Here is a 13,777-nt window from a genome sequence, read left to right on the forward strand (position 1 = left end):
ATCCTCTCTTAGTTAGTGTTCGCGGCGTTCTGTGCCAGATCGCTGTCGGCGCTCAACTCGCGCAAGGCGATGTAACGTTCGCTGCGACGGGTGCGATCCAGCACCTGCCCTACCAATTGACCACATGCGGCGTCGATGTCTTCACCACGGGTGGTGCGGACAGTGACGTTGAAACCGGCCTGATGCAACTGATCCTGGAAACGACGGATCGCGTTGTTACTCGGGCGCTCGTACCCGGAATGCGGGAACGGGTTGAACGGAATCAGGTTGATCTTGCACGGAATGTTCTTCAGCAGCTCGATCATCTCGACGGCGTGTTCAACCTTGTCGTTGATGTCCTTGAGCAAGGTGTACTCGATGGTCAGCACACGTTTCTCGCCAAGGGCGGACATGTAGCGCTGGCACGACTCGAGCAGCATCTTAAGCGGATATTTCTTGTTGATCGGCACCAATTGGTTACGCAATGCGTCATTCGGTGCGTGCAGCGACAACGCCAGGGACACGTCGATGTGCTTGGCCAGCTCATCGATCATCGGCACCACGCCCGAGGTGGACAGGGTCACGCGGCGCTTGGAGATCCCGTAGCCGAGGTCATCCATCATCAGATGCATGGCGGCGACGACGTTGTCGAAGTTCAGCAGCGGCTCACCCATGCCCATCATCACCACGTTGGTGATGGCACGGTCGACGGTTGCCGGGACGCTGCCAAAAGATTTGTTGGCAATCCACACCTGGCCGATGACTTCGGCGGCGGTGAGGTTGCTATTGAAGCCTTGCTTGCCGGTGGAGCAGAAACTGCAATCCAGGGCACAGCCTGCCTGGGACGAAACGCACAGAGTGCCGCGTTTGCCCTGGGGAATGTACACGGTCTCGACGCAGCTGCCGGACGCCACGCGCACCACCCACTTACGGGTGCCGTCGCTGGAGATGTCCTCGCTGACCACTTCCGGACCACGGACCTCAGCAATAGCCTTGAGCTTGTCGCGCAAGGCCTTGCTGACGTTCGTCATGGCGTCGAAATCATCGACACCAAAGTGGTGAATCCATTTCATTACCTGACCGGCACGGAAACGCTTCTCCCCGATTGAGTCGAAGAATTTTTCCATTTCCTGTTGAGTCAGACCCAGCAGGTTGGTTTTTACAGTCGATGTAGTCATGGATTCACCTTCACTCTTAAGCCAATGCTTAGCGAGTGGTTACTTCAGTAGCTGCGAAGAAGTACGAGATTTCACGAGCAGCTGCGGCTTCGGAGTCCGAACCGTGAACAGCGTTGGCGTCGATGGAATCAGCGAAGTCAGCGCGGATGGTGCCGGCAGCAGCTTCTTTAGGGTTGGTAGCGCCCATCAGCTCACGGTTCAGAGCGATAGCGTTTTCGCCTTCCAGAACCTGAACAACAACAGGACCGGAGATCATGAAAGCAACCAGGTCGCCGAAGAAACCACGAGCGCTGTGCTCAGCGTAGAAGCCTTCAGCTTCAGCTTTGGACAGTTGCTTGAGTTTCGAAGCTACAACGCGCAGGCCGGCTTTTTCGAAACGAGTGGTGATTTCGCCGATGACGTTTTTTGCAACAGCGTCAGGCTTGATGATGGAGAAAGTGCGTTGAACAGCCATGGTGTAACTCCAGAAACGGTAATTTGCGAAAAATTAAACCCGCGAATTATACGCGGGTTCTTGGGTATTGCCTAACCTGCGAGGACGATCAGTCCAATTCTTCAGCCCAGAGCGTCTGAACCGCTTCCAACACCTTCTCGCCGACACGGCCAGAGTTAGCGTCGAAGTCAGGCAGCTCTTTGATCCACTGCTGCAACTCGACGAAATTGACAGAATACGGATCTACACCCGGCTTGGCCTCGGCCAGTTCTTCTGCAATACGTTGAACATCATTCCAACCGTAGCTCATGACAGTCTTACCAGTCAGTGCGGCGCTTCAGCCGCATGGTTAAGCGAATATTTCGGAATTTCGACGGTGATGTCTTCTTCACCAACGATAGCCTGGCAAGCCAGACGCGATTGCGCTTCCAGACCCCAGGCACGATCGAGGAAGTCTTCTTCCAGCTCGTCCGCCTCTTCCATCGAGTCGAAACCCTCGCGGATGATGCAGTGGCAAGTGGTGCAAGCGCAGACGCCGCCGCAGGCGCTTTCCATCTCGATGTGGTGTTCGTGGGCCAGTTCGAGAATCGAAGTGCCGGGCGCAGCCTCGACCACCATGCCTTCAGGGCAGAACTTCTCGTGGGGCAGAAAAATGACCTGCGGCATCAGATATCCTCGATTTCATTCAGATTGCGCCCCGACAGAGCGGCTTTCACCGTCAGATCCATGCGGCGGGCAGCAAAAGCATCGGTCACTTGCGACAGACGCTTGGTCTGCTGCTCGATGGCGTAACCATCGGTACCTTTCATCAGTTCGGCCAGTTCCTGCAGTTGCAGGTCGATGACCATGCGCTCTTCGGCGTCGAGCAAACGCTCGCCATCAGCCTCCAGAGCCCCCTGCACCGCTTCGATCAGGCGCTGGGCATCGACTTGCTGCTCGCGCAGAACGCGGGCGACCTTGTCGTCATTGGCGTGCTGGAACGAATCCTTGAGCATCTTGGCGATTTCGCCGTCGGTCAGACCGTAGGACGGTTTGACCTGGATGCTCGCCTCAACGCCCGAACCCAACTCACGGGCAGACACGCTGAGCAGACCGTCGGCATCGACCTGGAAGGTCACGCGAATTTTCGCTGCGCCGGCCACCATCGCTGGAATGCTACGCAATTCGAAGCGCGCCAGCGAGCGGCAGTCACTGATCAGCTCGCGCTCACCCTGCAGGACGTGGATCGCCATGGCCGACTGACCGTCTTTATACGTGGTGAAATCTTGTGCGCGTGCGACGGGGATGGTGGTGTTGCGCGGAATCACCTTTTCCATCAGGCCACCCATGGTTTCCAGCCCCAGGGACAGCGGAATCACGTCGAGCAGCAGCAGTTCGCCGCCATCACGCTTGTTGCCAGCCAGGGTATCGGCCTGGATCGCGGCACCGATGGCCACCACTTGATCCGGATCGATTTCAGTCAAAGGCTGACGACCAAAGGCTTCGGCAACGGCTTCGCGAACACGCGGCACGCGCGTCGAGCCGCCGACCATGACCACGGCGTGCACGTCTTCCAGCTCAATGCCGGAATCGCGAACGGCGCGACGGCAGGCTTTCAGGCTGCACGCGACCATTGGCTCGATCAGCGCATCGAAGGCTTCACGGGTCAGCGGTGCTTTCCAGTCGCCGTAAGCCACTTCAACGCTGGCCGCATCGGTCAGGGCTTCTTTGGCCGCACAAGCGGTTTGCAGCAGATTGCGTTGTGCGCCCGGATCGAGATCGGCAGACAGGCCCGCGCTTTCGATGATCCAGCCGGCAATCGCGTGATCGAAGTCATCGCCGCCCAGCGCACTGTCGCCGCCAGTGGCCAGAACTTCGAAAACACCGCCAGTCAGACGCAGAATCGAAATATCGAAGGTGCCGCCGCCGAGATCATAAATTGCGACCAGGCCTTCAGCGTGTTGATCCAGACCGTAGGCCACAGCGGCTGCGGTTGGCTCGTTGAGCAGACGCAGCACGTTGAGACCGGCGAGTTTCGCCGCATCCTTGGTGGCCTGGCGCTGAGCATCGTCGAAGTAAGCAGGAACGGTGATCACCGCGCCAACCAGTTCGCCACCCAACGTCGCTTCAGCGCGCTGACGCAGGACCTTGAGGATATCGGCGGAGACTTCGACCGGGCTTTTCGGGCCCTGCACGGTGTCGATGAACGGCATGTGCGACTCGCCACCGACAAAGCGGTATGGCAGTTGTTCGCCCAATTGCTTGACGTCGGACAGACCACGACCCATCAAGCGCTTGACCGACAGCACGGTGTTCAAGGGATCGGAGGCGGCAGCCAGTTTGGCCGACTCGCCGACTTCGACGCGATCGGCGTGGTAACGCACAGCGGACGGCAGGATGACCTGCCCGCTTGCGTCAGCCAGCGGCTCGGAAAGACCACTGCGCAACGCAGCGACCAGCGAATTGGTAGTGCCCAAGTCAATCCCCACAGCCAGACGACGCTGGTGCGGTTGAGGACTTTGGCCGGGTTCGGCGATCTGCAGTAGGGCCATCGTGATCAGGACTTATCTGTATATCAGGCGTGCGACCGGAGCGGCACTGGGTTAATCGTCGAGGCGCTCTTCTAACTGGCGCACTTCGTAGGTGAGCTTGTCGAGGAACTGCATGCGCCGCATCAGGCGTTCGGCCTGCTCACGTTGCGCTGCATCATCCCAACAGGCTGCGAAGCTTTCATTGAGTTCTTCCTGAGCCACTTTCAAGCGCCGCTTGAACACCGCGACACCGTCGAGGTCGGCACTGTCCTGGAGGTCTTCGAGCTCTTCGCGCCATTGCATCTGCTGCAGAAGAAACTCGGGATCATGGACCGTGACCTCCATCGGCACTTCATGCCCGCTGATGGTCAGCAGGTAGCGTGCGCGCTGGGCCGGACTCTTGAGCGTCTGATAGGCGTCGTTGAGCCGAGCAGACTGCTCGAGTGCCGAGCGCTGCTCACGCTCGGAAGCATCGGCAAAGCGGTCAGGATGAACGCCGCGCGCCAACTCACGATAGCGCGCGGCCAACTGCTCGAGATCCAGACGGAAACCCGGTTGCAGCTCGAATAAAGCGAAATGACAAGGAATACCCACGACAAGCCTCAGATGTTGAAGCTTTCGCCGCAGCCACACTCACCGCGTACGTTGGGGTTGTTGAACTTGAAGCCTTCGTTCAACCCTTCCTTGACGAAATCGAGCTCGGTGCCGTCCAGGTAGGCGAGGCTTTTCGGGTCGATAATCACTTTTTCGCCGTGACTCTCGAACACCTGATCCTCTGCAACCACCTCGTCGACAAACTCCAGCACGTAGGCAAGGCCGGAACAGCCTGTGGTGCGAACACCCAGACGAATCCCTTCACCTTTGCCGCGCCCGTCGAGGGAGCGCCGCACGTGTCGAGCAGCCGCTTCTGTCATGCTGATAGCCATCGGTGACTCCTTACTCGTCGCCAAATCCTGAAAGTCAGATCAAGCCTTTCTTCTGCTTGTAATCGCGAACAGCCGCTTTGATAGCGTCTTCAGCCAGTACCGAGCAGTGAATCTTCACTGGCGGCAGGGCCAGTTCTTCGGCCAGCTGAGTGTTCTTGATGGTTTCTGCTTCGTCCAGAGTCTTGCCCTTCATCCACTCGGTGGCGAGGGAGCTGGAAGCGATAGCCGAACCGCAGCCGTAGGTCTTGAACTTGGCATCTTCGATGATGCCAGCGTCGTTGACCTTGATTTGCAGACGCATCACGTCGCCGCACGCCGGAGCGCCGACCATGCCGGTGCCGACATCAGGATCTTCCGCGTTCATCTTGCCGACGTTGCGCGGGTTTTCGTAGTGGTCGATGACCTTTTCGCTGTAAGCCATGATTCTCAATCCTCACTCATCAGGGCCGCTCTTGAGACCCTGCAACTGCGCTGCGTAAACCGCCGCGTCGCTACAGGATCTGTATCTGGCGGCTTCTATATTTAGTGTGCCGCCCACTCGATTTTCGAGATATCGACGCCGTCTTTGTACATGTCCCACAGCGGCGACAGAGCGCGCAGCTTGGTAACGGCCTCGCAGACTTTCTGCGCGGCGTAGTCGATTTCTTCTTCGGTGGTGAAACGGCCGAAGGTGAAGCGGATCGAGCTGTGTGCCAGTTCGTCGTTGCGGCCCAGAGCGCGCAGTACGTACGAAGGCTCAAGCGACGCCGAGGTGCAGGCCGAACCGGACGATACCGCCAGATCCTTGAGCGCCATGATCAGCGACTCGCCTTCAACGTAGTTGAAGCTCAGGTTCAGGTTGTGCGGAACGCGGGCGGTCAGGCTGCCGTTGACGTACAGTTCTTCCAAATGCTCGACCTGCTTGTAGAAGCGGTCGCTCAAGGCTTTGATACGGACGTTTTCGGCAGCCATGTCTTCTTTGGCCACACGGAACGCTTCGCCCATGCCGACGATCTGGTGGGTCGCCAGCGTACCGGAACGCATGCCACGCTCGTGACCGCCGCCGTGCATGGTCGCTTCGATGCGCACACGCGGCTTGCGGCTGACGTACAGCGCACCGATGCCTTTAGGGCCGTAGGTTTTGTGGGCGGAGAACGACATCATGTCGACTTTCAGCTTCTGCAGGTCGATCTCGACCTTGCCAGTGGACTGAGCGGCGTCGACGTGGAACAGAATGCCCTTGGCGCGGAGCATTTCGCCGATCGCAGCGATGTCGTTGACGGTGCCGATTTCGTTGTTCACGTGCATCACGGAGACCAGAATGGTGTCTTCACGCAGTGCAGCTTCAATCATCGCCGGAGTGATCAGACCGTCTTCGGTCGGCTCGAGGTAGGTCACTTCGAAACCTTCACGCTCCAGTTGGCGCATGGTGTCGAGGACAGCCTTGTGCTCAATCTTGGAGGTGATCAGGTGCTTGCCCTTGGAGGCGTAGAAATGTGCCGCACCCTTGATAGCCAGGTTGTCGGACTCGGTAGCGCCCGAGGTCCAGACGATTTCGCGCGGGTCGGCGTTGACCAGATCGGCCACCTGACGACGGGCGTTTTCGACGGACTCTTCAGCCTTCCAGCCGAATACGTGAGAACGGGACGCCGGGTTACCGAAGTTTCCGTCGACAAGCAGGCATTCACTCATTTTTTGCGCAACACGCGGATCAACCGGGGTGGTCGCAGAGTAATCAAGGTAAATCGGCAATTTCATGGACTATCTCCTAAATCAGGGCTGGCGTGCCGCTAGCTCTCTGGCTGTCATTCGACGGCGGACGCTTCAATCTTGTCCAGGCGTGGCGCCTTGCTGTTGCAACGGCGCTGGTCCTGACGCTGGGCTACTTCTTGCACCTCACGGCGAGTCACAAGATCAGCCAAGCTGATACCACTTAGAAATTCGTGAATCTGCAGGCTCAAATCGCACCACAGATGGTGGGTCAGGCAGGTGTCGCCGGAATGGCAATCGCCTTGGCCCTGGCACTTGGTGGCATCAACCGATTCGTTTACCGCATCGATCACCTGGGCGACCTGGATGCCCTGCATGTCGCGGGACAACTGGTAGCCACCACCCGGACCGCGAACGCTGGAAACCAGGTTGCTGCGGCGCAGCTTGGCGAACAGCTGTTCGAGGTAGGACAGGGAGATGCCTTGGCGCTCGGAGATATCGGCCAGGGACACCGGCCCGTGCTGCGCGTGCAACGCCAGGTCAAGCATGGCGGTCACGGCGTATCGGCCTTTTGTAGTCAGTCGCATGGACAGTTACCACGGAGTTCAGAATGGGGCGAGTATGCAATTCCCGAGTATTTAAGTCAACTTTAAGACCTAGTACTTTAGTCAGGATTACCCGCAAAAGAGCGCGCGAATGATAGCAGGGTCTGCGGCCTAATGGCACACCGGCCGGCGCAAGCCTCTGTAGGAGCTGCCGAAGGCTGCGATCTTTTGACTTTGCCTTCCATAAGATCAAAAGATCGCAGCCTTCGGCAGCTCCTAAACAGGGCTTAGCTGGCTTTGGACTCGTCTTTGCCTTTGACGCAGGCGAAGTCTTCTTCACGCAGTTCAGGCAGATCTTTCGCACAGTAATTGCTGCCAAGATCCTTCAGCGCACCGCACATCCCCTCCAGACGCCCGTCCACCGCTTGCAGGTGATCGAGCAACTGACCGATGGCGCGCGCCACCGGGTCAGGCATGTCTTCGCTGACGCCGTAGGCATCGAAACCGATCTTCTCGGCCATGGCCTTGCGCTTGGCGTCCTGCTCTTCGTCGGATTTGACGATGATGCGCCCGGGAATACCGACAACAGTGGCGCCCGGCGGTACTTCCTTGGTCACCACGGCATTGGAACCGACTTTGGCACCGGCGCCGACCGTGAACGGGCCGAGCACCTTGGCGCCCGCCCCGACAACCACGCCATCGCCCAGCGTCGGGTGGCGCTTGCCTTTGTTCCAGCTTGTGCCACCCAGGGTCACGCCCTGATAAATGGTCACGTCATCGCCAATCTCAGCCGTTTCACCAATAACGATGCCCATGCCATGGTCGATAAAGAAGCGACGACCGACCTTGGCCCCCGGATGAATCTCGATCCCGGTCAACCAGCGACCGAAGTTCGACACCAGCCGCGCCAGCCATTTCAGTTCGTTGCGCCACAGCATGCCGGCCAATCGATGAATCCAGATCGCATGCATGCCGGGGTAGCAGGTCAGGACTTCAAAAGCGTTACGCGCCGCCGGGTCTCGATGGAACACGCTCTGGATATCTTCACGCAAACGCTCAAACATCATTTAGTCCTTCCGCTTAAGAAGCTCACCACGGGCCGCTTTTTGGGTTTCCGTGAGGATGCCACGCAAAATATTCATTTCCGCCCGGCTGACCGAGCTGCGTCCGTACAACCGGCGCAGGCGCGCCATCAAGTGTCGCGGTTTTTCCGGATCGAGGAATTCGATGGCGACCAGCGTCTGCTCCAGATGCTCATAAAAGCGTTCCAGTTCATCCATGGTCGCCAGCTCGGCGCTTTTCACCGAAGCCACTTCCTCTTTCTCGATCTTGCTCGGCTGACCTTGAGCGGCCAGCCAGGCCATGCGCACTTCGTAGCTCAACACCTGCACCGCCGCGCCGAGGTTCAGCGAGCTGAACTCCGGGTCGGAGGGGATGTGCACGTGAAAGTGACATCGCTGCAGTTCGTCATTGGTCAGGCCGGAATCTTCACGACCGAACACCAAAGCAATTTCGGCGCCCTGCCCGGCTTCCTCAACCACTTTGGTGCCGCACTCGCGCGGATCCAGCAGTGGCCACGGAATGCGGCGATCGCGGGCGCTGGTGCCGAGCACCAGATTGCAGCCGACCAAGGCGTCTTCCAGGGTGGCGACGACTTGCGCGTTTTCAAGGATGTCACCGGCACCAGAGGCGCGAGCATCGGCCTCGTGATGCGGAAACAGGCGCGGTTCGACCAGCACCAGTCGCGACAGACCCATGTTTTTCATGGCGCGCGCGGCCCCGCCGATATTGCCGGGGTGGCTGGTATTGACCAGGACAACACGAATGTTCTGCAGCAAGGGAGGCGCTCTCGGACACAGGAAAGGGGTGCAAATCTTACAGAACAGCCTACCGTTAAGCTATGAAAGCGAACAGCGTCCTTCACCTGAAGAAAAGTTCTGATAGAATGCGCGGCTTTCTTTAACAACCTTAGGTGACACATCCATGCAGCCCATGCTGAATATCGCGCTGCGCGCCGCCCGCAGCGCCAGTGAACTGATCTTCCGCTCCATCGAGCGCCTGGATACCATCAAGGTCGACGAAAAAGACGCCAAGGATTATGTATCCGAGGTGGATCGCGCCGCTGAACAGAAAATCATCGATGCCCTGCGCAAGGCTTACCCGAATCACTCGATCCAGGGTGAAGAGACTGGCCTGCACGCCGGCACCGGCATCGAAGGCGAAGAGTACCTGTGGATCATCGATCCGCTGGACGGCACCACCAACTTCCTGCGTGGCATTCCGCACTTCGCTGTCAGCATCGCCTGCAAATACCGCGGTCGCCTGGAACACGCAGTGGTTCTGGACCCGGTTCGCCAGGAAGAATTCACCGCCAGCCGTGGTCGCGGCGCCCAACTGAACGGTCGTCGTCTGCGCGTCAGCGGTCGCACCAGCCTCGACGGCGCTCTGCTCGGCACTGGCTTCCCGTTCCGTGACGATCAAATGGACAACCTGGAAAACTACCTGGGCATGTTCCGCGCCCTGGTTGGCCAGACTGCCGGCATCCGCCGCGCCGGTTCGGCTAGCCTGGACCTGGCTTATGTAGCTGCCGGTCGTTTCGACGCGTTCTGGGAATCGGGTCTGTCCGAGTGGGACATGGCTGCAGGCGCCCTGCTGATTCAAGAAGCTGGCGGCTTGGTGAGCGACTTCACCGGCGGTCACGATTTCCTTGAAAAAGGCCACATCGTTGCCGGCAACACCAAATGCTTCAAGGCAGTACTGACGGCGATCCAGCCGCACCTGCCGGCTTCGCTGAAGCGCTAAGCTTCCGGCGAGACGAAAAAAGCACCCTTCGGGGTGCTTTTTTTATGTCTGGAATTCGTCACCCGCCACACCACGGGACCAATGTAGGAGTGAGCCTGCTCGCGATAGCGGTGTATCAGCCACCACCTGCATCGAATGATAAATAGCTATCGCGAGCAGGCTCACTCCTACAGGGGATTTGTTGCGTGGCTTAAATGGCGGGCACAAAAAAAGCACCCCGCAGGGTGCTTCTTTTTAAAACAGCCGGTAATTACTGAGCCGGCTCATTCTGCGACAGAATCAGCTTGCCTTCCTTGTCGACCGGAATCTGGTTGCCCGGATCGCGATCCATCCGCACTTTGCCTTCCTTGCCATCGAGCGAGTAACGCACGTCGTAACCGACGACTTTGTCGCTGATGTCATTGACCGTGTTGCAGCGGGTTTGCGTGGTGGTGTAGGTGTCACGCTCTTGCATGCCTTCCTGCACCTTGTTCCCCGCATAACCGCCACCGACCGCACCGGCTACCGTGGCAATCTTCTTGCCGGTGCCGCCGCCAATCTGATTACCCAGCAAACCACCTGCCAGCGCACCGACGACGGTACCGGCAATCTGGTGTTGATCTTTTACCGGTGCCTGACGAGTCACTGTCACGTCCTTGCACACTTCACGTGGAGTCTTGATCTGTGTTTTAACCGGTTCAACGGCCAATACTTGCGCATACTCAGGGCCGCTTTTAACCAGGCTGTAGGTGGCAACAGCACCCCCGGCAGTCACACCGACAGCACCCAATACCGCACCAACCAGCAACGACTTGTTCACATGAACCTCCTGACCATCACATGCGGGACGCGCCCGCGCTTCTCCCAGCCTTGGAGCATAAAAAAAGGCGCGAGTTCAACTCGCGCCTTTCTTGGGCTGACAGCCGGGAAAACGATGGCCGTTATGGACGGTCGTCGACTTCCTTCTCGGTGTTGGCCGGAGGAATCAGATCCTCGGTAGTCAGGTTCAGCCAGATCAGCACCACGTTAGCGATGTAGATCGACGAGTAGGTACCCGCCAGAACGCCGATAAACAGCGCGATCGAGAAGCCGAACAGGTTGTCACCGCCGAAGAACAGCAGTGCCGCGATCGCCAGCAAAGTCGAGATCGACGTCGCCATGGTGCGCAGCAAAGTCTGCGTGGTCGAGATGTTGATGTTCTCGATCAGCGTTGCCTTGCGCAGCACACGGAAGTTCTCACGAACCCGGTCGAATACCACGATGGTGTCGTTCAGCGAGTAACCGATGATCGCCAGCACCGCCGCCAGCACGGTCAGATCGAAAGTGATCTGGAAGTACGACAGGATACCGATGGTTACGATCACGTCGTGAATCAGCGAAACAATGGCGCCGACCGCGAACTTCCACTGAAAGCGGAAAGCCAGGTAGATCAGGATACCGCCGAGCGCCAGCAGCATGCCGAGGCCGCCCTGGTCGCGCAGCTCTTCACCGACCTGCGGGCCGACGAACTCGACACGCTTGACCGTCGCCGGGTTGTCGCCGCCGACCTTCAGCAGCGCTTCCGCGACCTGATGACCCAGCTGCGGGTCTTCACCCGGCATCCGCACCAGCAGATCGGTAGTCGCACCGAAGCTCTGCACGATGGCTTCGTGGTAACCCGACGTCGCCAGCTGCTCACGCACCTTGGTAACGTCGGCCGGACGCTCGTAGGTCAGCTCGATGAGCGTACCGCCGGTGAAGTCCAGGCCCCAGTTCATGCCCTTGGTAGCGACACTGAACATAGCCAGCAACGTGAGAAACACTGTGACGCCGAACGCGAAGTTGCGAACGCCCATGAAGTTGATTGTACGTAACATGGCAGCCCCTTAAATCCACAACTTCTTGAAGTCACGTCCGCCGAAGATCAGGTTGACCATTGCGCGGGTCACCATGATGGCCGTGAACATCGAGGTAAAGATCCCGAGGGACATGGTCACTGCGAAACCTTTGACCGGGCCGGTGCCCATGGCAAAGAGAATCCCGCCGACCAACAAGGTAGTCAGGTTGGCGTCGAGAATCGCGGTGAATGCCCGGCCGAAGCCTTCGTTGATTGCACGCTGCACGGTCATGCCGGCGGCGATCTCTTCACGGATCCGCGAGAAGATCAGCACGTTGGCGTCGACCGCCATACCCATGGTCAACACGATACCGGCGATACCCGGCAGGGTCAGCGTTGCACCCAGCAGCGACATCAGGGCCAGCAGCAGCACCATGTTCACCGCCAGTGCGACAGTGGCGATGATGCCGAAGAAGCGGTAGATGGCGATGATGAACAGCGACACGAACAACATGCCCCACAGCGACGCATCGATACCTTTGGTGATGTTGTCAGCACCCAGGCTCGGGCCGATGGTGCGTTCTTCAGCGAAGTACATCGGTGCGGCCAGACCACCGGCACGCAGCAGCAGCGCCAGTTCGGACGATTCGCCCTGACCGTTCAGGCCAGTGATGCGGAACTGAGCACCCAGCGGCGACTGAATGGTCGCCAGGCTGATGATCTTCTTCTCTTCCTTGAACGTTTGCACCGCAACGTCTTTCTCGACGCCATCGACCACTTGCTTGGTGTAAGTGGTGACCGGACGCTGCTCGATGAAGATCACCGCCATGCTGCGACCGACGTTCGAACGAGTAGCGCGGCTCATCAGTTCACCACCGTGACCATCCAGACGGATGTTCACTTCAGGTGTGCCGTGCTCGCCGAAACCGGCCTTGGCGTCGGTGACCTGGTCACCGGTGATGATCAGACCACGCTCGATCTGTGCTGGCGGACGATTGCCCTCACGGAACTCAAAGGTTTCCGAAGTGGCTTTCGAAGCACCGGGCTCTGCAGCCAGACGGAACTCAAGGTTGGCCGTCTTGCCGAGAATACGCTTGGCTTCGGCAGTGTCCTGCACGCCCGGCAGCTCAACCACGATGCGGTTGGCGCCCTGACGCTGCACGATCGGTTCGGCAACACCCAGCTCGTTGACGCGGTTACGTACCGTGGTCAAGTTCTGCTTGATGGAGTATTCACGGATTTCCGCCAGCTTGGCCGGGGTCATCGCCAGACGCAGCACCGGTTGACCGTTGAGGTCGGCCGGAACAATGTCGAAATCGTTGAAGTTCTTGCGGATCAGTGCACGGGCCTGTTCGCGGGAATCTTCATCGCTGAAGCCCAACTGAATGGCACCGCCCAGTTGCGGCAGACTGCGATAGCGCAGCTTTTCTTTACGCAGCAGGCTCTTGACGTCGCCTTCGTAGACTTTCAGGCGTGCATCGAGGGCTTTGTCCATGTCCACTTCCAGCAGGAAGTGCACACCACCGGACAAGTCCAGACCCAGCTTCATCGGGTGCGCGCCCAGATTGCGCAGCCATTGCGGGGTGGTCTGTGCCAGGTTCAGCGCGACGACGTAGTCATCACCCAACGCCTTGCGCACAACGTCTTTGGCCGGCAGCTGGTCTTCAGCCTTGCTCAGACGGATCAGACCGCCCTTGCCGTTTGCCGCCAGCGTGGCTGCCTTGACGTTGATCCCGGATTCCTTGAGCGCAGTGCTCACACGGTCCAGGTCAGCCTGATTGACTTGCAGCGCAGTGCTTGCACCGCTGACCTGAATGGCCGGGTCATCAGGATAAAGATTGGGAGCGGAATAAATCAGACCGACCGCCAGCACCGCCAGGATCAGAATGTATTTCCACAGAGGATATTTGTTCAGCATCA

Annotated in this window: 16 protein-coding genes; 1 reads left to right on the top strand and 15 read right to left on the bottom strand. The window is 58.8% G+C overall.

The annotated features are described in order from the left end of the window. Positions 1 to 8: 8 nt before the first annotated feature. The 12 genes from rlmN to trmJ form a co-directional block, all read right to left on the bottom strand. On the bottom strand, positions 9 to 1,157 hold the full coding sequence (rlmN, locus tag U6037_RS23455) for a 23S rRNA (adenine(2503)-C(2))-methyltransferase RlmN (RefSeq protein WP_322844703.1): 1,149 nt from the start codon (positions 1,155 to 1,157) through the stop codon (positions 9 to 11). 28 nt (positions 1,158 to 1,185) lie between these two features. Next, positions 1,186 to 1,611, bottom strand: a complete 426-nt coding sequence (ndk, locus tag U6037_RS23460; RefSeq protein WP_007916882.1) for a nucleoside-diphosphate kinase — start codon at positions 1,609 to 1,611, stop codon at positions 1,186 to 1,188. Positions 1,612 to 1,699: 88 nt separating this feature from the next. Next, on the bottom strand, positions 1,700 to 1,900 hold the full coding sequence (gene iscX / locus U6037_RS23465) for a Fe-S cluster assembly protein IscX (RefSeq protein ID WP_322844704.1): 201 nt from the start codon (positions 1,898 to 1,900) through the stop codon (positions 1,700 to 1,702). Positions 1,901 to 1,914: 14 nt separating this feature from the next. After that, complete coding sequence (gene fdx / locus U6037_RS23470) at positions 1,915 to 2,256, bottom strand: ISC system 2Fe-2S type ferredoxin (protein WP_007916885.1); 342 nt, start codon at positions 2,254 to 2,256, stop codon at positions 1,915 to 1,917. Continuing rightward, a complete protein-coding gene (hscA, locus tag U6037_RS23475; RefSeq protein WP_322844705.1) occupies positions 2,256 to 4,121 on the bottom strand; it encodes a Fe-S protein assembly chaperone HscA in 1,866 nt (621 codons plus the stop codon). Before hscA ends, fdx begins: the two co-directional genes overlap by 1 nt. Positions 4,122 to 4,172: 51 nt before the next feature. Then, entirely contained in the window at positions 4,173 to 4,694 is a 522-nt protein-coding gene (gene hscB, locus U6037_RS23480; RefSeq protein WP_108226534.1) for a co-chaperone HscB, read from the bottom strand. An 8-nt stretch (positions 4,695 to 4,702) separates the two neighbouring features. Further along, a complete protein-coding gene (gene iscA, locus U6037_RS23485; RefSeq protein ID WP_003227904.1) occupies positions 4,703 to 5,026 on the bottom strand; it encodes an iron-sulfur cluster assembly protein IscA in 324 nt (107 codons plus the stop codon). Between the two features lie 34 nt (positions 5,027 to 5,060). After that, positions 5,061 to 5,447, bottom strand: coding sequence for a Fe-S cluster assembly scaffold IscU (iscU, locus tag U6037_RS23490; protein WP_007916892.1), 387 nt, complete (start codon positions 5,445 to 5,447; stop codon positions 5,061 to 5,063). Positions 5,448 to 5,548: 101 nt separating this feature from the next. Then, entirely contained in the window at positions 5,549 to 6,763 is a 1,215-nt protein-coding gene (locus tag U6037_RS23495) for an IscS subfamily cysteine desulfurase (protein WP_158960936.1), read from the bottom strand. A gap of 47 nt (positions 6,764 to 6,810) precedes the next feature. Further along, entirely contained in the window at positions 6,811 to 7,302 is a 492-nt protein-coding gene (gene iscR, locus U6037_RS23500; RefSeq protein ID WP_003227911.1) for a Fe-S cluster assembly transcriptional regulator IscR, read from the bottom strand. A 245-nt stretch (positions 7,303 to 7,547) separates the two neighbouring features. Beyond that, entirely contained in the window at positions 7,548 to 8,324 is a 777-nt protein-coding gene (gene cysE / locus U6037_RS23505) for a serine O-acetyltransferase (protein ID WP_007916901.1), read from the bottom strand. Between the two features lie 3 nt (positions 8,325 to 8,327). Next, positions 8,328 to 9,098, bottom strand: coding sequence for a tRNA (cytosine(32)/uridine(32)-2'-O)-methyltransferase TrmJ (gene trmJ, locus U6037_RS23510; protein ID WP_008084663.1), 771 nt, complete (start codon positions 9,096 to 9,098; stop codon positions 8,328 to 8,330). A 145-nt stretch (positions 9,099 to 9,243) separates the two neighbouring features. On the opposite strand from trmJ, the gene suhB reads away from it, so the two are divergent. After that, on the top strand, positions 9,244 to 10,062 hold the full coding sequence (gene suhB, locus U6037_RS23515) for an inositol-phosphate phosphatase (protein ID WP_322844706.1): 819 nt from the start codon (positions 9,244 to 9,246) through the stop codon (positions 10,060 to 10,062). A gap of 250 nt (positions 10,063 to 10,312) precedes the next feature. Here the strand turns inward: suhB and U6037_RS23520 are convergent, their stop codons facing one another. From U6037_RS23520 to secD, 3 genes are all read right to left on the bottom strand, one after another. Then, positions 10,313 to 10,861 (bottom strand): glycine zipper 2TM domain-containing protein, encoded by a 549-nt coding sequence (locus tag U6037_RS23520; protein WP_007916907.1) that lies wholly within the window; start codon positions 10,859 to 10,861, stop codon positions 10,313 to 10,315. A gap of 121 nt (positions 10,862 to 10,982) precedes the next feature. After that, positions 10,983 to 11,897, bottom strand: coding sequence for a protein translocase subunit SecF (gene secF, locus U6037_RS23525; protein ID WP_007916909.1), 915 nt, complete (start codon positions 11,895 to 11,897; stop codon positions 10,983 to 10,985). A gap of 9 nt (positions 11,898 to 11,906) precedes the next feature. Next, complete coding sequence (secD, locus tag U6037_RS23530; protein ID WP_322844707.1) at positions 11,907 to 13,775, bottom strand: protein translocase subunit SecD; 1,869 nt, start codon at positions 13,773 to 13,775, stop codon at positions 11,907 to 11,909. Positions 13,776 to 13,777: the final 2 nt, after the last annotated feature.

Origin of the sequence: Pseudomonas sp. B33.4 (assembly GCF_034555375.1) — a bacterium.
Lineage (GTDB): Bacteria > Pseudomonadota > Gammaproteobacteria > Pseudomonadales > Pseudomonadaceae > Aquipseudomonas.

Excerpts from the sequence above, each read along its gene's own strand:
- rlmN (WP_322844703.1), bottom strand. The coding sequence starts at position 1,157 with ATGACTACATCGACTGTAAAAACCAACCTGCTGGGTCTGACTCAACAG.
- ndk (WP_007916882.1), bottom strand. The coding sequence starts at position 1,611 with ATGGCTGTTCAACGCACTTTCTCCATCATCAAGCCTGACGCTGTTGCA.
- iscX (WP_322844704.1), bottom strand. The coding sequence starts at position 1,900 with ATGAGCTACGGTTGGAATGATGTTCAACGTATTGCAGAAGAACTGGCC.
- fdx (WP_007916885.1), bottom strand. The coding sequence starts at position 2,256 with ATGCCGCAGGTCATTTTTCTGCCCCACGAGAAGTTCTGCCCTGAAGGC.
- hscA (WP_322844705.1), bottom strand. The coding sequence starts at position 4,121 with ATGGCCCTACTGCAGATCGCCGAACCCGGCCAAAGTCCTCAACCGCAC.
- iscA (WP_003227904.1), bottom strand. The coding sequence starts at position 5,026 with ATGGCTATCAGCATGACAGAAGCGGCTGCTCGACACGTGCGGCGCTCC.
- iscU (WP_007916892.1), bottom strand. The coding sequence starts at position 5,447 with ATGGCTTACAGCGAAAAGGTCATCGACCACTACGAAAACCCGCGCAAC.
- U6037_RS23495 (WP_158960936.1), bottom strand. The coding sequence starts at position 6,763 with ATGAAATTGCCGATTTACCTTGATTACTCTGCGACCACCCCGGTTGAT.
- iscR (WP_003227911.1), bottom strand. The coding sequence starts at position 7,302 with ATGCGACTGACTACAAAAGGCCGATACGCCGTGACCGCCATGCTTGAC.
- cysE (WP_007916901.1), bottom strand. The coding sequence starts at position 8,324 with ATGTTTGAGCGTTTGCGTGAAGATATCCAGAGCGTGTTCCATCGAGAC.
- suhB (WP_322844706.1), top strand. The coding sequence starts at position 9,244 with ATGCAGCCCATGCTGAATATCGCGCTGCGCGCCGCCCGCAGCGCCAGT.
- secF (WP_007916909.1), bottom strand. The coding sequence starts at position 11,897 with ATGTTACGTACAATCAACTTCATGGGCGTTCGCAACTTCGCGTTCGGC.
- secD (WP_322844707.1), bottom strand. The coding sequence starts at position 13,775 with ATGCTGAACAAATATCCTCTGTGGAAATACATTCTGATCCTGGCGGTG.